This is a genomic window from Nocardia sp. NPDC058114, assembly GCF_042884695.1.
Taxonomy (GTDB): domain Bacteria; phylum Actinomycetota; class Actinomycetes; order Mycobacteriales; family Mycobacteriaceae; genus Nocardia.
The window spans coordinates 19368-43358 of sequence record NZ_JBHVTK010000004.1 but is presented as its reverse complement, the minus strand read 5'-3'; the positions used below and the strand labels follow the sequence as shown (position 1 = coordinate 43358).

The 23991-nt window shown below is 67.0% G+C and carries 21 protein-coding genes and 1 tRNA gene; 19 read left to right on the top strand and 3 right to left on the bottom strand.

What is annotated here, in order from left to right; translation table 11 throughout:
• Positions 1 to 37 precede the first annotated feature (37 nt).
• The 6 genes from ACFVVI_RS16340 (at position 38) to ACFVVI_RS16315 (ending at position 6264) form a co-directional block, all read left to right on the top strand.
• Positions 38 to 1636: an ABC transporter substrate-binding protein gene (locus ACFVVI_RS16340; protein WP_387445913.1), complete on the top strand. Its 1599-nt coding sequence runs from the start codon at positions 38 to 40 to the stop codon at positions 1634 to 1636.
• A gap of 63 nt (positions 1637 to 1699) precedes the next feature.
• Positions 1700 to 2626 carry an ABC transporter permease gene (locus ACFVVI_RS16335; RefSeq protein WP_378994308.1) on the top strand — a complete coding sequence of 309 codons (927 nt, stop codon included), beginning with the start codon at positions 1700 to 1702 and terminating at the stop codon, positions 2624 to 2626.
• The gene (locus ACFVVI_RS16330; RefSeq protein ID WP_378994305.1) at positions 2619 to 3548 is read left to right on the top strand and encodes an ABC transporter permease; all 930 of its coding nucleotides are present in this window, start codon (positions 2619 to 2621) and stop codon (positions 3546 to 3548) included. The genes ACFVVI_RS16335 and ACFVVI_RS16330 overlap by 8 nt, the downstream gene beginning before the upstream one ends.
• A complete protein-coding gene (locus tag ACFVVI_RS16325) occupies positions 3545 to 5239 on the top strand; it encodes a dipeptide ABC transporter ATP-binding protein (protein WP_387445912.1) in 1695 nt (564 codons plus the stop codon). Before ACFVVI_RS16330 ends, ACFVVI_RS16325 begins: the two co-directional genes overlap by 4 nt.
• 103 nt (positions 5240 to 5342) lie before the next feature.
• Positions 5343 to 5507, top strand: coding sequence for a hypothetical protein (locus tag ACFVVI_RS16320; RefSeq protein ID WP_266297608.1), 165 nt, complete (start codon positions 5343 to 5345; stop codon positions 5505 to 5507).
• A 10-nt stretch (positions 5508 to 5517) separates the two neighbouring features.
• Positions 5518 to 6264, top strand: coding sequence for an oxidoreductase (locus ACFVVI_RS16315; RefSeq protein ID WP_378996368.1), 747 nt, complete (start codon positions 5518 to 5520; stop codon positions 6262 to 6264).
• A gap of 422 nt (positions 6265 to 6686) precedes the next feature.
• Here the strand turns inward: ACFVVI_RS16315 and ACFVVI_RS16310 are convergent, their stop codons facing one another.
• Positions 6687 to 7481: an HAD-IB family hydrolase gene (locus tag ACFVVI_RS16310; protein ID WP_387446167.1), complete on the bottom strand. Its 795-nt coding sequence runs from the start codon at positions 7479 to 7481 to the stop codon at positions 6687 to 6689.
• 414 nt (positions 7482 to 7895) lie between these two features.
• On the opposite strand from ACFVVI_RS16310, the gene ssd reads away from it, so the two are divergent.
• The 7 genes from ssd to ACFVVI_RS16275 all read left to right on the top strand — a co-directional run bounded on the left by ssd (position 7896) and on the right by ACFVVI_RS16275 (position 13263).
• Positions 7896 to 9047, top strand: coding sequence for a septum site-determining protein Ssd (gene ssd, locus ACFVVI_RS16305; RefSeq protein ID WP_387445911.1), 1152 nt, complete (start codon positions 7896 to 7898; stop codon positions 9045 to 9047).
• A gap of 67 nt (positions 9048 to 9114) precedes the next feature.
• Complete coding sequence (locus ACFVVI_RS16300; RefSeq protein ID WP_387445910.1) at positions 9115 to 10296, top strand: TadA family conjugal transfer-associated ATPase; 1182 nt, start codon at positions 9115 to 9117, stop codon at positions 10294 to 10296.
• 217 nt (positions 10297 to 10513) lie between these two features.
• On the top strand, positions 10514 to 11302 hold the full coding sequence (locus ACFVVI_RS16295; RefSeq protein ID WP_387445909.1) for a type II secretion system F family protein: 789 nt from the start codon (positions 10514 to 10516) through the stop codon (positions 11300 to 11302).
• Positions 11303 to 11571: 269 nt separating this feature from the next.
• Positions 11572 to 12192, top strand: coding sequence for a type II secretion system F family protein (locus ACFVVI_RS16290; protein ID WP_387445908.1), 621 nt, complete (start codon positions 11572 to 11574; stop codon positions 12190 to 12192).
• A gap of 72 nt (positions 12193 to 12264) precedes the next feature.
• Complete coding sequence (locus ACFVVI_RS16285; RefSeq protein WP_378661791.1) at positions 12265 to 12474, top strand: DUF4244 domain-containing protein; 210 nt, start codon at positions 12265 to 12267, stop codon at positions 12472 to 12474.
• Positions 12475 to 12515: 41 nt separating this feature from the next.
• Entirely contained in the window at positions 12516 to 12830 is a 315-nt protein-coding gene (locus ACFVVI_RS16280; protein ID WP_378638781.1) for a TadE family type IV pilus minor pilin, read from the top strand.
• Between the two features lie 13 nt (positions 12831 to 12843).
• Entirely contained in the window at positions 12844 to 13263 is a 420-nt protein-coding gene (locus tag ACFVVI_RS16275) for an Rv3654c family TadE-like protein (RefSeq protein WP_387445907.1), read from the top strand.
• A gap of 299 nt (positions 13264 to 13562) precedes the next feature.
• Here ACFVVI_RS16275 and ACFVVI_RS16270 read toward each other — a convergent pair whose 3' ends face one another.
• On the bottom strand, positions 13563 to 15953 hold the full coding sequence (locus ACFVVI_RS16270) for a DEAD/DEAH box helicase (protein ID WP_387445906.1): 2391 nt from the start codon (positions 15951 to 15953) through the stop codon (positions 13563 to 13565).
• 435 nt (positions 15954 to 16388) lie between these two features.
• On the opposite strand from ACFVVI_RS16270, the gene ACFVVI_RS16265 reads away from it, so the two are divergent.
• The 4 genes from ACFVVI_RS16265 (at position 16389) to ACFVVI_RS16250 (ending at position 21169) form a co-directional block, all read left to right on the top strand.
• Complete coding sequence (locus ACFVVI_RS16265) at positions 16389 to 16595, top strand: cold-shock protein (protein WP_019044597.1); 207 nt, start codon at positions 16389 to 16391, stop codon at positions 16593 to 16595.
• Between the two features lie 237 nt (positions 16596 to 16832).
• Positions 16833 to 19769, top strand: a complete 2937-nt coding sequence (topA, locus tag ACFVVI_RS16260; RefSeq protein ID WP_378996389.1) for a type I DNA topoisomerase — start codon at positions 16833 to 16835, stop codon at positions 19767 to 19769.
• A gap of 66 nt (positions 19770 to 19835) precedes the next feature.
• Complete coding sequence (locus ACFVVI_RS16255; protein ID WP_387445905.1) at positions 19836 to 21035, top strand: DNA polymerase III subunit delta'; 1200 nt, start codon at positions 19836 to 19838, stop codon at positions 21033 to 21035.
• 58 nt (positions 21036 to 21093) lie between these two features.
• Positions 21094 to 21169 (top strand) — tRNA-Thr (locus ACFVVI_RS16250).
• Between the two features lie 354 nt (positions 21170 to 21523).
• On the opposite strand, the gene ACFVVI_RS16245 is transcribed toward ACFVVI_RS16250, so the two are convergent.
• A complete protein-coding gene (locus tag ACFVVI_RS16245; protein WP_387445904.1) occupies positions 21524 to 22069 on the bottom strand; it encodes a ricin-type beta-trefoil lectin domain protein in 546 nt (181 codons plus the stop codon).
• A 701-nt stretch (positions 22070 to 22770) separates the two neighbouring features.
• Here ACFVVI_RS16245 and ACFVVI_RS16240 point away from each other — a divergent pair.
• On the top strand, positions 22771 to 23019 hold the full coding sequence (locus ACFVVI_RS16240; RefSeq protein WP_378996422.1) for a phage tail protein: 249 nt from the start codon (positions 22771 to 22773) through the stop codon (positions 23017 to 23019).
• A 237-nt stretch (positions 23020 to 23256) separates the two neighbouring features.
• Positions 23257 to 23892, top strand: a complete 636-nt coding sequence (locus ACFVVI_RS16235; RefSeq protein ID WP_387445903.1) for a TetR/AcrR family transcriptional regulator — start codon at positions 23257 to 23259, stop codon at positions 23890 to 23892.
• The last annotated feature ends 99 nt before the right edge of the window (positions 23893 to 23991 follow it).

Below are 23991 nucleotides of genomic sequence, written 5' to 3'. Positions count from 1 at the left end.
CCGACCGTTAGCCACGGAATTGAACCGGGAGAGAGCGTTGAGATTCATCAGAGCGACCGCGCTGGTCGCGGCGGGACTGGCGGCCACAAGCCTCGGTCTCACCGCGTGCTCGTCCGACGACAGTGCTGATTCGAGCATCGTCACCACCAATGCGGGCGAGCCGCAGAATCCGTTGGTGCCCAGCAATACCAACGAGAACATGGGCGGCCGCGTCGTCGACCGTTTGTTCGCCGGGCTGAAGTACTACGACGCCAGCGGTGAGGCCCACGACGAGGTGGCCGAGAAGATCGAGACGGCTGATCGGAAGTCGTACAAGATCACTATCAAGCCGAATTGGAAGTTCACCGACGGCACCACGGTCACCGCGAAATCGTTCGTCGACGCGTGGAACTACGGCGCACTCGCCGACAACGCGCAGCTGCAGAGCTACGTGTACAGCCCGATTGCCGGGTTCGACGAGGTGAGTGCCGAGAATCCCACCGTCAAGACGATGTCGGGCTTGAAGGTTGTCGACGACCGCACCTTCACCGTCGAGTTGAAGTCGCCCTCGATCGACTTCGAGAGCGCGCTCGGCTACGCGCCGTTCTATCCGCTGCCCGATGCCGCTTTCAAGGATATGAAGGCGTTCGGTGAGAAGCCGATCGGCAACGGTCCCTACGCGTTCGGTTCGTGGGAACACAACGTGAAGATCGATCTCACGCCCAACCCGGACTATCCCGGTGGCCGCCCGGCCAAGAACAAGGGCCTGCGATTCGTGATGTACCAGTCCTACGACACCGCGTACGCGGATCTGCAGGCCGGAAATCTCGACACACTCGACACCATTCCCGACAGCGCGATCACCACGTACGAGAGCGATCTCGGCGACCGTGCCATCACCAAGCCGACCGCGCAGAACCAGCACATCGGCATCCAGACCACCGTGCCGCATTTCGGTGGCGAGGAAGGCATTCTGCGCCGCAAGGCCATCTCGATGGCGATCAACCGCCCGCAGATCATCGACAAGATCTTCAACGGCACGCGCACGCCGTCGCGCGACTTCACCGCCGCGACCCTGCCCGGCTACGACGCGAACCTGCCGGGTGCGGAAGTGTTCGATTACAACCCCGACCAGGCCAAGAAACTGTGGGCGCAGGCCGACGCGATGTCGCCGTGGTCGGGTCAGTACCAGATCACCTACAACAGCGACGGCGGCCACCAGGCCTGGATCGAAGCTGTCGCCAACAGCGTGAAGAACACCCTCGGCATCGACGCGGTCGCCAACCCGATGCCGACGTTCAAGAACATTCGCGACGCGGTGAACGCCAAGACGATCGGTACCGCGTTCCGCTATGGGTGGCAGGGCGACTACCCCACGATGATGCAGTTCCTCAGTTCGCAGTACTACAGCTTCTCCGAGACCAACAACGTCAACTACAACAATCCCGAGGTGGACCGGCTGTTCAACGCCGCCCTCGCCGCCCCCACACAGGCGGATTCCTACAAGCTGATCGCGCAAGCGCAGGCGATCATGATCAAGGAGATGGCGGACATCCCAGTGTTCGACTACGTCGCCAACGCGGGTCGCTCGGACAAGGTCACCAAGGCCGAGCTCACCTGGAACGGCCTGTTCGACTTCGAGAACATCGAGAAATAGAACTCGACAGCTGGGCCGGGCCACTGCGAAGTGGCTCGGCCCCGGTCGTTTTCGGAGGAAACGATGGCTTGGTACGTAGTTCGGCGTCTGCTCCAGATGATCCCGGTATTCCTGGGCGCGACGCTGCTCATCTATGCAATGGTCTTTCTGATTCCGGGTGACCCGATCAAGGCGCTGGCCGGCGAGAAACAGTTGACGCCGGCCGCCGAGGCGGTACTGCGCGCCCGGTATCACCTCGATCAGCCTTTCATCGTGCAGTACCTGCATTATTTGAAGGGAATTCTGACTTTAGATTTCGGCACCTCGTTCTCGGGTAGACCGGTCCGCGAAGAACTCGAACGCGCCTTCCCGATCACCATCAGGCTGGCGTTTCTCGCCGTGTTCATCGAAGGCCTGTTCGGCATTTTGTTCGGCATGATCGCCGGGTTGCGAAAGGGCAAGCTCTTCGATTCGACCATGCTCATCGCGAGCCTGGTGATCATCGCGCTGCCGGTGTTTGTCGTCGGTTATCTCGCGCAATTCTTTCTGGGTGTGAAATGGGGGATCGCCCCGGTTACTGTCACGGGTAAAGCGAGCCTGAGCGAGTTGATCGTTCCCGCGTTCGTGCTCGGCTCGCTGTCGTTCGCCTATGTGCTGCGGCTGACCCGAAACTCGGTGGCGGAGAACAAATCCGCCGACTTCGTTCGCACGGCGACGGCCAAAGGGCTCGGGCGCCGACGCGTGGTGAGCGTGCACATTCTGCGGAATTCGATGATCCCGGTCGTCACCTTTCTCGGTGCCGATTTCGGCGCGTTGATGGCGGGTGCGATCGTCACCGAGGGCATCTTCAACATTCCCGGCGTCGGCGGCACCATGTACCAGGCGATCATCCGCGGCGAGCCACCTACGGTGGTGTCGTTCGTGACGGTGCTGGTGGTGGTGTTCCTGATCGTCAACCTCGTGATCGACCTGCTCTACGCCGCACTGGACCCGAGGATCCGCTATGCATGACAAGCAACAGCATTTCGTGGCCCCCGCCGACGAGGTGGAGGTGCTCGCCACCGACCGTGTCCTGGACCAGGGCACCCCGACCAGCATCTGGGGCGACGCGTGGCGGCGACTGCGCCGAAACCCCGTGTTCCTGGTCTCGGTGGTGTTGATCGTGTTCGTCATGCTCGTGGTGGTGTGGCCGTCGCTGTTCACCAGCCAGGACCCGCGGTTGTGCCTGGGGGAGTTCGGCATGGACGGCCCGCGCGAGGGTCATCCGTTCGGCTTCGACAAGCAGGGTTGTGATGTCTACGCCCGCACCGTATACGGCGCGCGTGCGTCGGTGAGCGTCGGCATCGCATCGGCGATGCTGTTCCTGCTGGTAGGTGGCATCCTCGGCGCGATTTCCGGTTTCTACGGTGGGCTGCTCGACACGATCGTCTCGCGCATCGCCGAGATCTTCTACGCCATTCCGATGGTGCTGGCCGCGATCGTGCTGCTGCAGCTGCTGCGGCCCGCGGGGATCATGACGGTCGTCGCGATCCTGGTGGCCTTCACTTGGCCGCAGGCCGCGCGCATCACGCGTGGCGCGGTGATCGAGGCCAAGAACAGCGAATATGTCACCGCCGCGAAGGCGCTGGGCGTGTCGCGTCTCGGCACGCTGATGAAACACGTGCTGCCCAACTCGGCGAGTCCGCTGATCGTGGTCGCCACCATCTGGCTCGGCGTCTTCATCGTCACCGAGGCGACGCTGTCCTATCTCGGCGTCGGTCTGCCTCCGAGCATCGTGTCCTGGGGCGCCGATATCGACCGCGCCAAGACCGAGATCCGTACCTCGCCGATCCTGTTCTATCCGGCGACCGCGCTGGCCATCACCGTGCTGAGCTTCATCATGCTCGGCGACGCGGTGCGCGACGCGCTCGATCCGAAGGAGCGCACCCGATGAGCCTCGACAAATCCGCGCCCGAGCCCCTGCTCGAAATCCGGGACCTGGATGTCGGTTTCACCTCCGACGGCAAGGAGATCCCCGCCGTCCGCGGCGTGAGCCTCACCGTCTACCCCGGGCAAACCGTCGCCATCGTCGGCGAATCCGGCTCGGGCAAGTCCACGACCGCGCACGCCATCATCAACCTGCTGCCCGGCACCGGCAGGGTCACCGGCGGTTCGATCCTGTTCGACGGCAAGGACCTGACGAAAGCGTTGGAGAAGGAGATCGTCGCCATCCGCGGCAACGGCATCGGCCTGGTTCCACAGGACCCGATGTCGAACCTGAACCCGGTGTGGAAGATCGGCTTCCAGATTCGGGAAACCCTGGTGGCCAACGGTATCGCCACCGGCGCCGCGGCCCGCGAACGCGCGGTGGAACTGCTGGCCGAGGCGGGTATGTCCGATGCCGAACGCCGCGTGAACCAGTACCCGCACGAGTTCTCCGGTGGTATGCGCCAGCGCGCGCTCATCGCGATCGGCCTGTCGTGCAGGCCGAAACTGCTGATCGCCGACGAGCCGACCTCGGCGCTCGACGTCACGGTGCAACGCCAGATCCTCGGCCATCTCGAACAGCTCACCACCGAGCTGGGGACCGCGGTGCTGCTGATCACCCACGACCTCGGCCTCGCCGCGGAACGGGCCGAGCACCTGGTGGTGATGTATCGCGGCAAGGTGGTGGAATCCGGTCCCGCACTGCAGATTCTGCGCGATCCGCAGCATGCGTACACCAAGAAGCTGGTGAACTCGGCGCCGTCGCTGGCGGCATCGCGGATGTCGTCGTCGCGGCAGCGGGCCGAAGTGCGCGCGCAGGCTGTCGAAGTGGCTGTCGCCGAGAAAGCATCCGACGCAGTGCCCGACACCGTGCTCGATGTGCGAAACCTGTCCAAGGCGTTCAAGATTCGCGGCAAGCGGCCGTGGCTGTCCACGGACTTGGTGGCCGTCGACGAGGTGAGTTTCACGGTCTGTCGCGGCACCACCACCGCGATCGTCGGTGAGTCGGGATCCGGCAAGTCGACCATCGCGCAGATGGTGCTCGGCCTGCTCGAACCGACGTCGGGCACCGTGGAGTTCGACGGCAAGGACGTCGCGAAGCTCGACAGCAAGGGCGCGTTCGCCTTCCGGCGGCGGGTGCAGCCGATCTTCCAGAATCCCTACGGCTCGCTCGATCCGATGTACTCGATCTTCCGCACGATCGAGGAACCGCTGCGGGTGCACAAGATCGGTACTCCCGCCGAGCGCGAAGCGGTGGTGCGTGACCTGCTCGACAAGGTGTCGCTGCCTGCGTCGGTGCTGCGGCGCTATCCCAACGAGTTGTCGGGCGGGCAACGTCAGCGGGTGGCGATCGCCCGCGCGCTGGCCCTCTCGCCCGAGATGGTGGTCTGCGACGAGGCGGTCTCGGCGCTGGACGTCCTGGTCCAGGCTCAGATCCTCACCTTGCTCAACGACCTCCAGGCCGAACTGGGGCTGACGTATTTGTTCATCACTCACGACCTGGCGGTTGTTCGGCAGATCGCGGACAACGTGTTGGTCATGCGCGAGGGGAAGGTGGTGGAGGCGGCCACAACGGACGAGGTGTTCGCATCTGCGCGCGAGGAGTACACACGGGCATTGCTCGAGGCGATTCCTGGTCGCGAGCTGCTCACGGGGTAAGGGTGCCGGCCGGGCTCTCGAAACTCTTCGAGAGCCCGGCTCATCGGCGTAGCGTGGATTCGTCCGAGGTGGTGCGGGTTGGATCGCGGGGTTGGAGACGCCGGTGGATCGAATCGATGCTGAACGGCTGGCCGAGCGGGAAGCGCGGCGGCGCAGGGCAGTGACCCCGGCAGCCAAGCGGCTCGCCGAGGTGCCGTGGCCGGATCGCAGCTGGCCGACGGTGCGCGGGTTGTATGTGACCGTGGGGGCCGCACTGTACGAGCGGTAACCTCCATGCCGTGACTGATCCGCTCCAGCCCCTGGTCGACCTGCCCGGCGTGCGCGAGGCCGCCGACAAGGCGCGCGACGCGCTCGCGGCCGTGCATCGGCACAAGTCGAACCGGCGTGGCTGGGCGACCACCGCCGCCGAAGCCGCCGTGCGGGCCGCCCGCTCCTCGGCGGCCATCGAAGGCGCGAGCACCGACTTGCCCGCCGACGGCCAGGTCAGTGACCCGGTGCTGGCCGGCGCGTTGCGGGTGGGTCAGGCGCTCGACGGCGACGCGCTCACCAATCTCGTCGGCACCTGGCGGCGCGCGCCTCTGCAGGCGCTGGCCCGGTTGCACCTGCTCGCCGCCGCCGACCTGGTGACCGACGGGCAGGAACTCGGTCGCCCGCGCTCGACTCCCGGCGTCGCCGAGCGGCTCGACATGCTCACGCAAACCGTCCAGTCGAGCAAGGCGCCCGCCCCGGTGATCGCGGCGATCGTGCACGGCGAGCTGCTGTCGTTGCGCCCGTTCGGCACCGGTGACGGTGTCGTCGCGCGCGCTGCCTCGCGACTGGTCGCGGTATCCAGCGGACTCGACCCGCACAGCCTCGGCGTGCCCGAAGTGTTCTGGCTGCGCCGCCGACAGGCCTACCTCGACGCGGCCGCCGGATTCGGCATGGGCACCGCGGAGGGCGTGGGTGGCTGGGTGCTGTTCTGCGCGGGCGCGTTGGAAGACGGGGCCCGCGAGGCGAACTCGATCGCCGACGCGGCGGCCGGCTGAACCGGCCGTACACATCGAAACGGGCGGCGTTGTCGATTGCTCGACCTCACCGCCCGCTAGCACGGAACACCCGGTTACCAAGCGTGCAGGGTGGGTTGTGTTCGGTGGCCTCGGCGATCATCCCAGCCCCGCCGGTTCATCCCCGCAACCTGTGCGAGGCGTTCGCCGACGTTGGCTCGAATTTCGCAGGCCCACAACTCTTTCGGCCTTGTCGCGGCGCGCTCCGCGTGGGTGCCTGGTGTCCGTGCTGGGAAGGGTGGGATGGGAGGCGAAACCTTCTCTTCCGGCTCCGTCTTGGCCTTCCGTCCTTCCGTGACTCCATTCTTACACTGTGATGGCACTCACATCAAGGGTTTCGCGGGCATAACCGAATCCCGATGAATTCGGCGTGTCACTCGGAGATTCGTGCTGCAAGCGGCCGGTCAGCGTCGTTTGCGGAGCAGTCGGTAGCTGATCGCGCCGGCGATGATCGCGCTCAGTCCGACGGCCGCCGTCGCGGCGACAGTGGTGGTCGACGGCGCCTGGAATCGTGACCACAGCGACACCGGGTTGGAGAACGTGAGCACCGGCCAGCCGCGGCTGGCCGCCTCCTTGCGCAGCGCGCGGTCGGGGTTCACCGCGGTCGGGTGGCCTACGGTGCTCAGCATCGGCACGTCGGTCACCGAGTCGGAGTAGGCGTAGCACCGCGACAGGTCGTAGCCCTGCTCGGCGGCGAGCTTCTCGATGGCGGCGACCTTGCCCTCGCCGTAGCAGTAGAACTCGATATCGCCGGTGTACTTGCCGTCCTCGACGACCATCCGGGTCGCCTCGGTGTGCGAGGCGCCGAGCACCTCAGCTATCGGTCCGACGATCTCCTCGCCGGAGGCCGAGACGATCACCACATCGTGGCCGCGGATCTTGTGATCGGCGATCAGATCGGCGGCCTCGGCGTAGATCAGCGGGTCGACCAGATCGTGAAGAGTCTCGGCCACAATGGTTTTCACCTGCTCCACATCCCAGCCCGCGCACATGTTGGCGAGGTTTGCCCGCATCCGTTCCATCTGGTCGTGATCTGCACCGGAAAGCAGGAACAAAAAGTGTGCGTAGCTGCTCTCCAACACGGCTCTGCGGTTGAGCAGACCCTGCGCGTAGAACGGTTTGCTGAAGACGAAAGCGCTCGACTTCGCGATCACCGTTTTGTCGAGGTCGAAGAACGCGGCGACGCGCCCGCCCGGCACCGGGGCTCGGCCCGTTTTGCCGAGACTTGTGTCCGTAGGCGAGGTCTGGTCGCGTTCTGGCGTCACGTCAACAGGATAGGCACGACCTGCGCGCACCGCAGGATCGACTGCCCGCACCGTGGAAAAGGGTTTGCCCCGGGGACGCCGGGCGGCGCGAATCGCCGAAGAATGTCGGCGAATGCTACTTGCGCCCGCGGCAGGGGGTGGGTGTAGTATTGCTGGCACCTGGACTTAGTCCAGGCGCGTTCAGCCCGACCCCCCGGGGCTGAACCCGACGGCCCCAGCCTCCTCCCCCCCGGCTGGGGCCGTCCTCTATTTTCAGGACGATCGTCAAAGTTCTCCACACCCCCGAGTTATCCACAATCGGTGTTTTCGGGGTGTTGATGAACTCCTCGCTCGGCAACGCTGAGTCGCATGAACCCAGTCCCGATGCGCGGTGGCCCGCCACAGATCGCGCCCGCTCTCGTGCTCGTGCGTGATGAACGGCTACGCGCGGAGGTGCGTCGAGTCGCGGCGGCCGCCGAGCGCGTCACCGAGGAACGGGTGATGCCGGTCGGCAGGCATGCGTGGGCCGGGGCAGGCATGGTCATCCTCGATACCGCCGCCGCTGTTGCCGCCGCCGTCGGCGGATTCCCGCGGCGGGCGGGCGTCGTCCTGGTCACCGAGGGGGAACCTGCCGTGCCCGACTGGCAAGCGGCGACGGCGGTGGGTGCCGAACGTGTTGTCGCATTGCCCACGGCGGCTGTCGCACTGGTCGAACAGTTCGCCGAACACGCCGAATCCCGCACGGGTGAAGGGATAGTCGTCGCGGTGGTCGGCGCGGGAGGAGGTGCCGGCGCATCCACGCTAGCCGCGGCGACCGCGCTGCGCGGGGCCGCGCGGCGGGTGCGTCACGACACGGTGCTGATCGACGGTGCCCCGCTCGACGGTGGGATAGATCTGGTCTTGGGCATGGAGAACGTGCCGGGCCTGCGCTGGCCGGACCTGATCATCGAGGACGGACGGGTGTCGGCTGCGGCGCTGCACAACGCGTTGCCCGTCGGGGCTCCCGGCTTGGCGGTGTTGTCCTGCGGCCGAGCGCGACCCGCCACCGGGGTGGGTCCGGGGCGATCACGGCCCGACTCGGCTTCCGTGGGGCACGCGTTCGTCGGGCTGGCGCCGGCGGCGGTCCGTGCGGTCATCGAATCAGGCAGGGACGCAGGAGATCTCGTGGTCTGTGATGTGTCGTGCGAGCGTGGCCCGGCGGCCGACGCGATGCTCGACGCCGCCGATCTGGTCGTCCTCGTAGTACCGGCCCGACTGCGCTCCATCGCCGCGGCCGAAGTCGTCTCGGCCTATCTCGGAGAACGAAACCCCAACCGCGGCTTGGTCGTCCGTGGTCCCGCGCCCGGCGGACTGCGCGGCGCGGAAGTCGCCGAACTTCTCGGATTGCCCCTTCTCGCCGCGGTCCGCGGGCAGGCCGGCCTCGCCTCCCGTCTCGAACGCGGTGGCCTGAGCGTCCGCCGGCGCGGCCCCCTGCGCGACGCCGCTGACGCCGTCCTCGCCATGGTCGGAGCCGAGGGATGACTACCCCCGTCAGCGCCCGGCGCTCCATCCGTCGTGCGGCCCTTCGGATGGACGGAGCCGGCGCGACATGACCTCCTTTGTGACCGTCGACCTCCTCGAACGCGTCCGTGAGCGCCTCGCCGAGCATCCGGGCGTGCCAGATGCCGCGCAGCTGGCGGCCGCGATCCGTACGGAAGCGGGCGGGGTGCTTGCCGACACCGATCTGCTCCGGGCCCTGCGCCTGTTGCAGACCGAGATGACCGGTGCGGGGCTGCTGGAGCCGTTGCTGCACGATCCTCGGGTCGCCGATGTACTCGTCACCGGGCCGGATGCGGTATGGGTGGACCGTGGCCGCGGCCTGGAGTTGACCGATGTCCGCTTCGCCGACGAAGCCGCGGTTCGCCGCCTCGCCCAGCGCTTGGCCTCGGCCGCGGGCCGCCGCCTCGACGACGCTCAACCCTGGGTCGACGGCAAACTCGCCGGAACCGAAGCCACGCTGGGCGACGCGTTCGGCGTTCGACTCCACGCGGTACTGGCCCCCGTCGCCCACGACGGCACATGCCTGTCCCTTCGCATCCTCCGCCCCGCGACCCAGGGCCTCGACGCGCTGGCGGCCGCCGGTTCGATTCCTCCGGACGCCCGTCGTCTGCTCGGCGACATCGTCCGCGCCCGCCTCGCGTTCCTGGTCGTGGGAGGTACCGGAGCGGGAAAGACTACTTTGCTCTCGGCCCTGCTCGCCGCCGTCGACCCGGCCGAACGAATCGTCTGCGTGGAGGACGCCGCCGAGCTCGCTCCGGTCCATCCACATGTTGTTCGGCTGGTTGCCAGGACGGCCAATGTCGAGGGGGTAGGCGCTGTTACGGTGCGCGACTTGGTCCGTCAGGCCCTGCGGATGCGCCCGGATCGCATCGTCGTCGGAGAGGTCCGTGGTGCCGAAGTCGTCGATCTCTTGACGGCCCTCAACACCGGCCACGACGGCGGTGCGGGGACCGTCCACGCCAACTCGCCCCAGGAAGTTCCGGCGCGCCTGGAGGCACTGGCGGCGCTCGGCGGGATGGACAGGGCGGCCCTGCACAGCCAGCTGGCTGCCGCCGTCCAGGTAGTCCTGCACGTTCGGCGCCGCTCCGACGGAACCCGTGCTCTCCACGAAATCGGGGTCCTGCACCGTGATTTCGAGGGAGTCCACATCACCCCCGCCTGGCGGGCGGACGACCACCCGACTCCCGCGACCGGCGAACTCCACCGGCTGCTCGAGGTGCGTCTCGGATGAGTAACTCGGTTGCGTATGCGGTGGTGGCTCCGGGGGATTCGTGTCGCCATGAGCGAATTACAGGGGCGGGGAACTGGCTTCACAGGTCTACGCGCTATTCCGGGCGGTGGTCGGTGGTCGGCGAGGCGGAGCGGCGATCGCCGCGGGTAGAGCTCGGAGCCGCCGCCGACGAGTGTGGCGAACGAGATGCGGGTTTCGGTGTGGAGGAGGCGGCCTCATGGGTAGTGCGTTGCTCTGTTGCGCGATCGCGGTGCTGGTGCTGCCTGTGGCAGGCGGTCAACGACGGTTCACCCGGCTGTTCGCGCCGAGCGGGAGCACTGCGCGACAACGCGTGCCTGTGGAGTGGTGTGCAGGAATCTCGCTGGGGTGCACGGCGTTCATGTTCGGACCCGGCGTCGGGTCGGCCGCACTGATGCTGGGAACCACTGTGGCGGTCCGTCAACGGCGTGGTCGAGGTGACCGCGAACGGCGGCGCGAATGCGGCTACCTCCTGGCCGGCCTCGAAGCTGTGGTCGGGGAGCTCCGCGTGGGCGCCCACCCGAGCGCGGCGGCCGAATCCGCCGCAGCCGAGTCGCGCGGCGAAGCGGCGCGCGTACTGGCGATCAGTGCCGGCCGCAGCCGCCTCGGTGGTTCCGGAGCCGACGGTTGGGTCCAGCCGGATTCGATTGTCGCCGAGGAACTGTCGCGAGTCGCCGCGGCCTGGCGGGTGGCCGAAGAGCACGGCTTGGCGCTGGCGGAACTACTCGCCGCCGCCAGGTCCGACCTACTCGGACGCATCCGCTTTCGCGACCGCACCGAAGCCGCACTGGCCGGCGCCCGAGCATCGGCCACCGTCCTGGCCGGCCTTCCCCTGGTAGGCATCGGCCTGGGACAACTGATGGGAGCTGCCCCGCTCACCATCCTGTTCGCTGCTCCGGCTGGGGAACTACTTCTCCCGCTGGGCGCCGCCCTCGCCTGCTGTGGACTGCTGTGGACAGATGTCATCACCCGTAAGAGCACCGCCTGATCCGCACCGGACGGTGTCGAACGGACGGCGGTAGTGGACAACTCGTGTGGATGCCCTGTGGACAAATGTGCGCCGCCGCAAGAGCGCAGCCGCACTCGGCGTGCGTCACGGCCCGGCGGCAGGGCGGGAGTAGTCGCCGAATGCCTGTGGACAGATGTGATCACCGACCATGACCACGCGCTGATCGCGGTGCCCCGCGTGGGACAGTTCGGATCGGGGTGTGGATGGGTGTGGACCGAACTTCGAGGAAGGGATTTGCTGTGCAGGGGATGGATGGTGCTGCTGCGCCGGGGGCGTTGCTGATCGCGGCCGTGGCGATTGTGTTGCTACCAGGGCGAGTGGCCGTCAGTCGACGGGTGCGTGCGCTCGGTCCGACGACGGCCGGCGTCTCCGGGACGGCAGGTGACACCGCGAAGGTCGACCCGCTCGGGTCGGCGTCCGCGTTCGATCTACTGGCCGCGTGTCTCCGAGCGGGACTGCCGATGGCCGCGGCCGCGCGAGCCAGCGCGACGACAGCGCCGCCGGTTCTTCGGGCGGCATTGCTCAGGGCCGCAGACCTTCTCGCGCTGGGCGCCGACGCGGCGACGGCATGGGAACGGGCGGCCGCCGATGCGGTGGGGTCGGCGGGCGCCGATGACGTGGAGTCGCTGGCCAGGATGGCTCGTCGTTCGGCGCGCTCCGGCGCCTCGCTGGCCGCGGCAGTCGGCGAACTCGCCACGCAACGCCGCGAAGCCGTGGAGGACGCTGCCGTCGCGCGCGCCGAACGTGCCGGCGTGCTGATCGGTGGCCCGCTCGGCCTGTGCTTCCTGCCCGCTTTCGTCTGCCTCGGCATCGTGCCGGTCGTTATCGGCCTCGCCGATCGCGTGCTCGGCGGCGGTGGGCTGCTGTGACCGGTTGCGACGGGGCCACCGAAACTTCACCGCGCGGATCAGCCGCGCGGTGCAACCAGAGAGGGGATCACGATGACGTTCGCGCACGCGGTATACCTGGGGGCCCGCACTCGCATCACGCGTCTGCTGCTCGAGGACGACGGCATGTCCACGGCGGAGTACGCGATCGGCACTATCGCCGCGGCGGCCTTCGGAGCCGTGCTCTACGGGGTCGTCACCGGGGACAGCATTGTCAACGCGCTGACCGGCATCATCGACAAGGCACTCAACACGAGCGTGTAAACCGCTGCGACACCGGCACTCTCGGGGCCGACGCGGGTGCGGTGACGGTCGAGGCCGCCATCGCACTCGCGGCCCTGGTATGCGCCGTAGCCCTGTGCGTCGGCGCACTGCTCGCAGGATCCACCCAGGTCCGCTGCACCGATGCTGCCCGCGAGACCGCCCGCCTCGCTGCCCGGGGTGACACCTCGCGCGCGATCACCGCGGGACGATCTGTCGCCCCATCGGGCGCGACCGTCGAACTCCGCACCGAAGGCGATCGGGTGGTCGCCACCGTCGCCGCGAACACTCCACTCCTGCCCGGCCTGCGCCTTCGCGCCGAAGCGGTAGCCGTCACCGAGCCGGGAGTGGATCCGTGACAGCGATGCGCAGGTGCCGGCGGAGGGAACGGCTCGAGAAGTGAAACCGTGCGGGTCGAAGGATCGTAGGTCGTCGTGGTTCACGGCGGATGGAGGCGGGGCAACGGCGTTCGTGTGTGTGGCGTTGGCGGGGTTGATCTGCCTGACGTTGCTGGTGGGCCAGGTGGGTGTAGCGGTGGTGGCTCGGCATCGGGCGCAGGGGGCCGCGGATCTGGGCGCGCTGGCCGCGGCGGGTCTCTTGGCGGAGAGCGCGGAGACGGCATGTGGGGAGGCCGGGGAGATCGCCCGGCGGATGGGGGTTCGAGTACGGCGGTGCTCGGTCGCGCAGTGGGATGTTGTTGTAGATGTCGAGGCGAATGTGTCAGCGGGAGTGTTCGGTATGCGCACTGTGCAGGCTTCGGCACGGGCGGGTCCGGTGGAAGAGAATGAGTGACGCGCAAGTGTTATCACTGGCCGGTGGTTGTTCCGCGCCGAACCAATTCGAATTAACCGGAAGTGCTTATGCGCTATTTCATGCGCATTCTTTGATCTGGGCGAGAAAAAAATGAAAAAAACGATGTAATCGCGCCCGTGGCTCCAGTTGGCTATGTGCCAGTTAATAGAAGAGTGGTCCTTTTTATTCGGACACGGGGCGTCGGCTGACATATCGCTGCTGGTCAGCAGTAATTCGGACGAGTGACCAACATTCTTCGAGTGCGGTGTCTCGCCGGTCACGCCGCGAGCGTGCGGACATCATGAATCCGCAGGTAGCTCCCGATGAGCCCGCAGCTCGCCGAGAACGGCGGCCAGCAAGCGCGCGGCGGCGTCCTTGTCCAGGGGGTTGTTGCCGTTTCCGCACTTGGGCGATTGCACGCACGAGGGGCAGCCGTCCTGGCACGCGCAGCTGTGGATCACGCTCAGCGTGGCGGACAACCAGTCCGTGAGCTGGGCGAATCCGCGCTCGGCGAACCCGGCGCCACCGGGCTGGCCGTCGTAGACGAACACCGTCGGCGCGCCGGTATCGGGATGTTCGGCGATGGAGACACCGCCGATGTCCCACCGGTCGCAGCCCGCGACCAGCGGCAACATGCCGATGGCGGCGTGCTCGGCGGCGTGCAACGCGCCGGGAAGCTGTTCGTCGGAGATGTCCGCGGCGGCGAGCAGCGGGGGCGTGACGGTATACAGGACGGCCTTGGTGTGCAGGGTGTGCGCGGGCAGATCGAGCTCCACCTGGTCGAGCACCTCGCCGGTCACCAGGGTCCGCAGGTAGCCGACGACCTGGTTTGTCACCGCCACCTGCGCGGATGCAGCCGTGACCGCGCCGAACACGCGCTCCTCGATCACCCCCTGAACGGTGATCGAGGTGATCTGCCGGGAACTGGTGGTGAAGCCGGGATCCACCTCGTTGACGAACGCGACACCACCCTCGAGGTCCAGTTCGTCGACCAGATAGGTCTCGCCCTGATGTAGATGGACAGCCCCCGTGTGCAGCGTGGCGGGTGCCCGGCCTGCGTCGGCGGTGCCGAGCAGGCGTCCGGTCTCGGCGTCGACGATCGCGACCGGCGAGCCGAGTCCACCGCGCACATCCACGTCGTCGTGCGGATGGGTGTGCGCGGTGATGTGCCAGCGCGCACCCGCGCCGCGGGTGCCCGGCCTGCGCCGGATCAGGCCCTGATCGGCGAGGTCGGCGAGTACTTCGTCGGCTCTGAACTCGCTCGCCTCTTCGTCGGTGAGCGGCAGCTCCATCGCGGCGCACAGCAGTTGGGGGCCGAGGATGTAAGGGTTGTACGGGTCGGTGATGGTGGCCTCGATCGGCCGGTCGAGCAGCGCTTGCGGGTGGTGCACCAGGTAGGTGTCGAGCGGGTCGTCGGTAGCCACGAGCACCACCAGCGAACCCTGCGTCCGTCTGCCCGCCCGCCCGGCCTGCTGCCAGAACGAGGCGACCGTTCCGGGAAAACCGGCGATGACCACGGCGTCGAGGCCCGCGATGTCGACGCCTAGTTCGAGTGCGTTGGTACTCGCCGCGCCGAGCAATGTCCCCTGCGACAGCGACTGCTCGAGCTCCCGCCGGTCCTCGGCCAGATAGCCCGCCCGGTAGGCGGCAACCCGTTCCTGCAGCTCGGGGGCGGTTTCCGCGAGGACGCGACGGGCATCGAGCGCGATCAGTTCGGCACCGCGCCGCGAGCGAACGAAGGCCAGTGTCCTGGCGCCCTCGGCCACCAGCGCCGCCATGATCTTGGCCGCCTCGCTGGTCGCGGTGCGCCGCACCGGTGCTCCGTTCTCACCGGCGCGCATCGCGCTCAGCGGCGGTTCCCACAGGGCGACGGTCCGGGCGCCGCGCGGCGACCCGTCCTGGGTGACAGCGGCCACCGGCGCCCCGATCAGCCTGCTCGCCGACGCGGCCGGATCGGCACTGGTCGCCGAGCACAGGATGAACACCGGGTCGGCGCCGTAGAACCGGGCGAGCCGACGCAGCCTTCGCAACACCAGCGCGACGTGCGAACCGAACACTCCTCTATATGCGTGGCATTCGTCGACCACCACATACCGCAGGTTGCGCAGCACCCGTGCCCAGCGCTGATGCGAACGGAGAATCCCGACGTGCAGCATGTCGGGATTGGTGAAGATCCAGCGGGCGTTGGCCCGCACCCACTGTCTGACCTCGGCGGGAGTGTCGCCGTCATAGCTCGCCGGATGCGCCTCTCGCAGCGGATTGTCGTGGATCAGGCTGCCGACGGCGCGGAGTTGATCGGCGCCGAGTGCCTTGGTGGGGGAGAGATACAGCGCGGTGGCGCGGGGGTCGTCGTGCAGCGCGGTGAGCACCGGTAACTGGTAACCGAGCGATTTCCCGGACGCGGTTCCCGTGCTCACCACGACGTGGTTTCCGGTCGCCGCGAGATCGGCCGTGCGGGTCTGGTGTTCCCACGGCAGCGTGATCTCCTGCGCGTCCAGGGCTGTGACCAGCTCCGATGGCACCCATTCCGGCCACGCGGTGGTGTGTGCGCGCCGTGCGGGCAGCTCGGCGATGTGGGTCAACGGGTTGCCGCCGGCAGCCGCCTCGGTCAGGACACGATTGAGCAACGATCGCCCATAGCTCTCGCCCGTATCGTGCTCTCGGACCTCGGTCCGGTCTGTCGGATTCATCCAGTCCTTCTCTCACGCGACACGCGAAGTGTGAAACGTGTGTGTGCGACAACCACTACCTGGGATTTCGTAACCCAGTAGCGATCTGGGTCACAGCATGTTTGCTGGAAGCTCACTCGGTTATCAAGAAGCAAACAGACCGAAAGTACGGATACACCCAATCTGTCCCTTACCTGCACATTCGCAAGATCATGAATTTTGCAAATAGTCGGTAACTCGACTGTCGAATTGCGCAGAGACATGGTTCACTGGGTCTCGGTCGCAAGCTTCTGTGTTCGAGGGACGGATCCAAGGTCCAAACCATCAGCAGGATCGTTGTTGCGAACGCCGTGCTCAGGATTTCCTTGCAGGGGGACCAACAGTACAGCGGTCGGAACGGGCCCGGTGGACGAACCCAGTTGTCCGCCGTTTCCGGTAGAAAGAGAAGGAAACAGAATGGCACAGGGAACTGTGAAGTGGTTCAACGCGGAGAAGGGGTTCGGCTTCATCGCGCCCGAGGACGGCTCCGCTGACGTCTTCGTCCACTACTCGGAGATCCAGGGCACGGGCTTCCGTACCCTCGAGGAAAACCAGAAGGTCGAGTTCGAGGTAGGCCAGGGCACCAAGGGCCCGCAGGCCACCGGCGTTCGCGCGCTCTCCTGAGCTGCGGAACACAACAACGCCTCGTCCCCCTCCTCCGCATGCGGAGGAGGGGGACGAGTCATTTCCGGGTACCATCGCCCAGGACAGCGCCCGCGTCGTGAAACGCCGCAAATGCCTCTACCCCAAGTGCGCAGGGTATAAACGTCACTGGTGGTGATGTCCGAACGTCGCCGTCTGCCCCAGCCGCGCACCGAGCGGACCTCCCGACGCGCGGATCTAGAAGGAAGGTGTTCGCCGGTGGCAACACGAGACCGCAGTTCAGCCGACCAGGGCCGACCCCTGCGTCGTCTCGTGATCGTCGAGTCGCCGACCAAGGCCCGCAAGATCGCGCCCTACCTGGGTCGCAACTACACGGTCGAGGCCTCGGTGGGCCATATCCGCGACTTGCCGCGCGGTGCCGCCGACGTGCCCGCCAAATACAAGGGGCAAGCGTGGGCCCGCCTCGGTGTCGACGTCGATCACGACTTCGAGCCGATCTATGTGGTGAACCCGGATAAGAAGGCCAAGGTCGCCGAGCTCAAGAGCTTGCTGGCCGACGCCGACGAGCTCTACCTCGCCACCGACCCCGACCGTGAGGGCGAGGCCATCGCCTGGCACCTGCTCGAAACGCTCAAGCCGAAGGTCCCGGTTCGCCGGATGGTCTTCCACGAGATCACCGAGCCCGCCATCCTCGCGGCCGCCGCCGACACGCGCGAGCTCGACAACGATTTGGTCGACGCCCAGGAAACCCGTCGCATTCTGGACCGCCTCTACGGCTACGAGGTCTCCCCGGTGCTGTGGAAGAAGGTCATGCCGCGGCTGTCCGCCGGTCGCGTGCAGTCCGTCGCCACCCGGGTGATCGTGCAGCGTGAGCGCGAGCGCATCGCGTTCCGCTCCGCCGGGTACTGGGACATCGCCGCCAAGCTCGACGCGGGTCCCGACGAGAAGTCTGATTCGACCAACCCGCGCACGTTCGGCGCGCGCCTGGTGCAGGTCTCCGGCGACCGTGTCGCCTCCGGTCGTGACTTCGGTTCCGACGGTCAGCTCAAGTCGGCCACCGGTGTCGTCGTGCTCGACGAGGCCTATGCCCGCAGGCTGGCCGAGGCGCTCGACGGCGCCGCGCTCGAGGTCAGCTCGGCCGAGGCCAAGCCGTACACGCGCAAGCCGTACCCGCCGTTCATGACTTCCACGTTGCAGCAGGAAGCGGGCCGCAAGCTGCGGTTCACCTCCGAGCGCACGATGCGGGTCGCGCAGCGGTTGTACGAAAACGGCTACATCACCTACATGCGTACCGACTCCACGACGCTGTCGGAGTCGGCGATCGCGGCGGCTCGCTCGCAGGCGACCCAGCTCTACGGCGCGGAGTACGTCTCGCCGTCGCCACGCCAGTACACCCGCAAGGTCAAGAACGCGCAGGAGGCACACGAGGCGATCCGTCCCTCGGGTGACACCTTCATGACGCCCGGTCAGCTGGCCTCGAAGGTCGACAACGACGAGTTCAAGCTCTACGAGATGATCTGGCAGCGCACGGTCGCCTCGCAGATGGTCGACGCGCGCGGCACCACGCTGACCCTGCGCATCACCGGCACCGCGCGGACCGGCGAGGAGTGTGTGTTCTCGTCCTCGGGTCGCACCATCACCTTCGCCGGGTTCCTCAAGGCCTACGTCGAGAGCGTGGACGAGGAGGCGGGCGGCCAGTCCGACGACGCCGAATCCCGTTTGCCCGCACTGGAAGAGGGCCAGAGCGTCACGGCCGTCGAGCTCACTCCCGACGGCCACAGCACCAACCCGCCCGCCCGCTACACCGAAGCCTCGCTGATCAAGACGCTGGAAGACCTCGGCATCGGCCGCCCGTCGACCTACTCCTCGATCATCAAGACGATCCTCGATCGCGGGTACGTCTACAAGCGCGGCAGCGCGTTGGCCCCGGCGTGGGTGGCGTTCGCGGTGGTCGGCCTGCTCGAGGCCTACTTCGGTCGACTCGTCGACTTCGACTTCACCGCCGCGATGGAGGACGACCTCGACGCCATCGCCGGTGGACGCGAGCAACGCGGAAACTGGTTGTCCAGCTTCTACTTCGGTGGCGAATCCGGCGCCGAGGGTTCGGTCGCGCGGTCCGGTGGCCTCAAGAAGATGGTCTCCGTGCAGCTCGACGACATCGACGCGCGCGAAGTGAACTCGATCAAGATGTTCGTCGACGAAGAGGGCCGCGATGTCGTGGTCCGCGTCGGCCGCTTCGGTCCGTACCTGGAGCGGATGATCATCAATCCCGATGACCCCGAGGGGGATCGGATCTCGCAGCGGGCGAACCTGCCCGACGATCTGCCGCCCGACGAGCTGACGCCCGAGGTCGCCGAGAAGCTGTTCTCGACGCCGCAGGAGGGGCGCTCGCTCGGCGTCGACCCGGTGTCGGGGAACGAAATCGTCGCCAAGGAAGGACGTTTCGGCCCGTACGTCACCGAGGTGCTGCCGGAACCGCCCGCACCCGAACCGGACGCGGCGCCCGCGAAGAAGACCAAGAAGGCCGCGGAGGTCAAGCCGCGCACCGGTTCGCTGTTCAAGTCGATGGACCTGGCCGAGATCACCCTCGACGACGCGCTGATGTTGCTCTCGCTGCCCCGCGTGGTCGGCAACGATCCCACCTCGGGCGAGGAGATCACCGCGCAGAACGGCCGCTACGGCCCGTACCTGAAGAAGGGTACGGATTCCCGTTCGCTGGCGACCGAGGATCAGTTGTTCTCGGTCACCCTCGAGGAGGCGCTGAAGCTCTACGCCGAGCCCAAGCGTCGCGGGCGTCAGGCCGCGGCCGCGGCACCGCTGCGTGAGCTGGGCAAGGACTCGGCGACCGACAAGCCGATGGTGATCAAGGACGGTCGTTTCGGCCCGTACGTCACCGACGGCGAGACCAACGCGAGCCTGCGCAAGGGCGACGAGGTCGAGTCGATCACCGACGAACGCGCGTCCGAACTGCTGGCCGATCGCCGGGCGCGTGGGCCGGTGAAGAAGGCGGCGAAGAAGACGACCGCGAAGAAGGCGGCCAAGAAGGCGCCCGCGAAGAAGGCGGCGGTGAAGTCGACGGCGACGAAGACGGCGACCAAGACCGCGGCGAAGAAGTCCACCGCGAAGAAGACGGCAGCGAAGAAGGCTCCGGCCAAGAAGGCCGCCGCGAAATCCGCTGGGGCAGAAGAGGCTTGATCGCTCGCCCGTGCGCCCGCCCGGCCTCGGTGAATCCTGTCGGACCCCGCGGCTAGGGTGTAGCGCGTGGCAGGTGTCTTCGATCGACTGGTCGGCCAGGACGTGGTCGAGACCGAGCTGGCCGCTGCCGCGAAGGCGGCGCGGGCCGGTGTGGTCACCGGGGCGATGACGCATTCGTGGTTGTTCACCGGGCCTCCCGGTTCGGGGAGGTCTGTCGCGGCGCTGTGTTTCGCGGCGGCGCTGCAATGCACCGATCCCGAGACCGTCGGGTGCGGGCAGTGCCATGCCTGCACCACCACGATGGCCGGTACCCACGGTGACGTGCGGCGCATCATCCCCGAGGGGCTGAGCATCAGCACCAAGGAGATGCGGGCCATAGTGCAGATCGCGGCACGTCGCCCGAGCACCGGTCGCTGGCAGGTCGTGGTTGTCGAAGATGCCGACCGCCTCACCGAGGGGGCCGCCAACGCGCTGCTCAAGGTGGTCGAGGAACCGCCGGACCGCACTGTCTTCCTGCTGTGTGCTCCCACCGTCGACCCCGAGGACATCTCCGTCACCCTGCGCTCGCGGTGCAGGCACGTTCACCTCGTGACACCGACCGTTCCCGCGATCGCCCAGGTCCTGCGCGAGCGCGACCGACTCGACGCGAAGACCGCCGACTGGGCTGCTTCGATCAGCGGCGGCCATGTCGGTCGAGCCCGCCGCCTCGCCACCGACGAGGACTCTCGCCAGCGACGCAAGCGCGCCCTCGCTCTGGTCACCGCGACCGAGCGCCCCGGCGCCGCCTACGCCGCCGCCGACGAACTGGTGAAGTCAGCCGACGACGAAGCCAAACTGATGAGCGCCGATCGCGACGACCGCGAACGCGACGAACTCGCCACCGCTCTCGGCGCGGGTGGCACCGGCAAGGGCTCGGCGTCCGCCACCCGCGGTTCGGCGGGCGTTCTCAAAGACCTCGAACGCCGCCAGAAGTCCCGCGCCACCCGCACCGGCCGCGACGCACTCGATCGCGCCCTCATCGACATCGCCGGCATGTACCGCGACGCCCTGGCCATGCGATTCGCCGGCCGCGGCACCCCCATCACCCTCACCCACCCCGACATGGCCGACGAGATCACCGACCTCGCCACCAACGTCCGCCCCGAAGGCCTGCTCCGCAGCATCGACGCCGTCCTGGCCTGCCGCGAAGCCCTCGACCTCAACGTGAAACCTCGCTTCGCCATCGCCGCCATGACCGCCACCCTCATCACCGCCCGCACCACCTGACCACCCGTTTTCGCGTTCTACCCCTTCCCGCGATAGACTCGCGTCGCCGAAATGGCACGCCGCCTTAGCTCAGTCGGTAGAGCGCTTCACTCGTAATGAAAAGGTCGGGGGTTCGATTCCCCCAGGCGGCTCCAGTTCAGAGGCCCTTTCCGGTTCGCCGGGGAGGGCCTCTCTCGTTTCAGTGTGCCAACCGGCGGGAAATCCGTCCTGCGGCTCACCGGTTCAGAGCGGCCCCCGCCGCCTTCGATTCGTCCGCATGCGTGGCAATCGGGCGGTCGTCCGACACGCGACACCCAGCGCCAGGAACTCGGCGCGCTGCGCGTTCTCGAGCGCCGCGAGATGCGAGCCGACCCAACCGGTCCCGGGTCGTGGACGGAACAGACGCCTGGTATCTCGCGCAGCCTGCGCATCGACTGGTCAGTGTCCGTTCGGTCGAGATCGGGCACGTTGTGCGCCGTTGAAGCCGATCTCGCACGCGCATCTCGACGTCACCATTGCTGCTGTGCTCCGTTGTTGCAGGACCACACCTGGACCCGCCCGGTGAGCGTATGGCCGTTGGTGGTCAGCGCGTCCAGGCACAGGCGATCATTCAGGCCGTTGCGCAGGCTGTGGCTGGGCCCGGCGATCCACCGCTGCTGCGCGCCGCCGTTGCAGGCCCATACCTGGACGACTCCGGTGAGCGTGCGCCCGTCGCGGGTCAGCGCGTCCAGGCACAGGCGTTCATCGAGAGCGTTGCGCAGACTGCCGTTGGGGCCGGGGATCCACCGCTGCTGCGCGCCGTTGTTGCAGGCCCATACCTGGACGACTCCGGTGAGCGTGCGCCCGTCGCGGGTCAGCGCATCCAGACACACGCGTTCATTCAGGCCGTTGGGCATTGTGATGCCGGCCCCGGCCGAGCTGGCAGGCGCGAACACCATCATCGCCGCGGCAGCTACGACGGCCCCCCGGCCGAGCAGGCCGACGAGTCGTCGAGCCGAGCGCTCGGGCCGATTACGTCCCGCACGTACTACCCCGGCAGAAAGTGGATTCTTCACTGGTATTCCCTTCATGGCGCATTCGCCTATCGGTGCGAATTGCCTTGCTGCAGCGGATTTTTCCGACTTCGATGAGAGAAACGTAGCCAGCGCGGAATGTCGGATTCTTAATGAACGCTTTCGTACGAGGGTGCCTGGGCACGAGATGTCCCCGAGGTGCGAACATCCTCGGGGACGGTGAGTTACCCGCGGCACTGGTGCGGGCTGCGCCGCACAAGGGTGAGCAGACTCCGTCAGTTGAACTGGGACCGGCGGGCAAGGAACCGCATACCGTGGTGCACGGCGTGGGCCAAGCGGCCGACGACGCGTGCGACACCGCGCACCACGCGACCTCGAATTCGACCTATCGGGTCGTGGCTGAAACCAGCTCTGACCTGCTCTGCCTCGGTGGCCTTCGTCGCGCTGATCGTGTTCCGGATAGTGCACGGCGATGACCAGGAAGTCGGTCACGTCAGCTGCAGATCGTTGATCGACCCCTCGGCTGAAATGGACTCCCTACATCGCAGAAGAGGACTTCGAATATCGACAGCGGTGGTCGGCCCGGGCGACAACATGCCGAGGTTCCCGGCGCGGAACGGGTTGCGAAGGGGGTGTGGCGGCGGAGTTTGTGACCGGGCCGAGGGCTGCGGTAAAACATGTGCGACCGCACAGACGCGGTCGTCCGATCTTCACATCCGTTGTATGAGAGGACTTTTCAGCACATGGATCCAATTCTCGGTCAGATCTCGATCTTCACTTACGGCTGGACACCGCAGGGCTGGTACCCGTGCAATGGGGACATCCTGAAGGTCTCCGACCACCAGGCGCTGTTCAGCTTGATCGGCAACAAGTTCGGTGGCGACGGCAGGACGACCTTCGCCCTGCCGAACCTCAAGGCTGCCGGTGAGACGCTCGGCGACAATCTCCTCTACGCCATCGCCACCGAGGGCATCTACCCTCAGCGCCCGTAGACGCGAAGGTTTCAGCGGCGCGGGTACTGGCCGGCGACCGTTCTCTACATACCCACTGAATAGTGCAGGGCGGGTATCGGAAAGTTCCGGTGCCCGCCCTTGCTGTAGGTGAACCAGTCCTTGTACGCCGTGGGCTGGACGCGATAGCGGCATGGCCGGATGTGTGCCGATCGGGTGGTCTCTTCGGTCTACGCTGTGCTGCAGCAGTTCAGTGTTGTGAACGGTAAGGATCGAAGCGTGCCCCCGCCCCCTCGTAGTCGCCGCCAGCCCACGCAGGATCGAGCCAAGGCGACGCGGAACCAGATCCTCGACGCCGCCGCGAAGTTGTTCGGGGAGCGCGGGATCACCGAGACCTCGACCAATCGGATCGCGGTGGCGGCCGGAGTCAGTATCGGTACGGTGTACCGCTATTTCAACGACCGCTCGCGAATGGTCGACGAGCTGCTGGACCGGCTGCTCACCGACATCGAAACGGCGTTCACCACCTCGATGTTCAGTCTCAGGGGCTTGTCCACCCAGGAGATTTTCACCGCGATCTTCGGTGTCATCACCGACGTATTGGTCGCCAATGCCGGGCTGCTGCGGGCCCTGATCGCGGGCGTGCAGTTCTACAGCAGCGGCCTTCCCGAGTTCGAGCCGCGGTTGCGGCTGATGATCAAGATGCTGGTGATCCAGATCCTGGGTCCAGGCGATGACCACAAATACGACGTGATGGCCTCGGTCGTGGTCAACACTGGATTCGCGGCGGTGCTGCGCGCCTCGGCCCTCGATGTCGATGGCAGCGAGCGCCGTGAACTCATCGCAGCCACCGCTGAGATGGTCGTGACGTGGTTCGACGAGCATCAGCTCCCGAACCGTGATCTCACCTGGTAGTCCGCTGGCAGGAACCTGACCTCGAAGTAGAACCCTCCGTCTCCGGAGCCACGGCCTCGATTCCATGTTGCATAAATTTCTTTGCACAGATATTTGTGC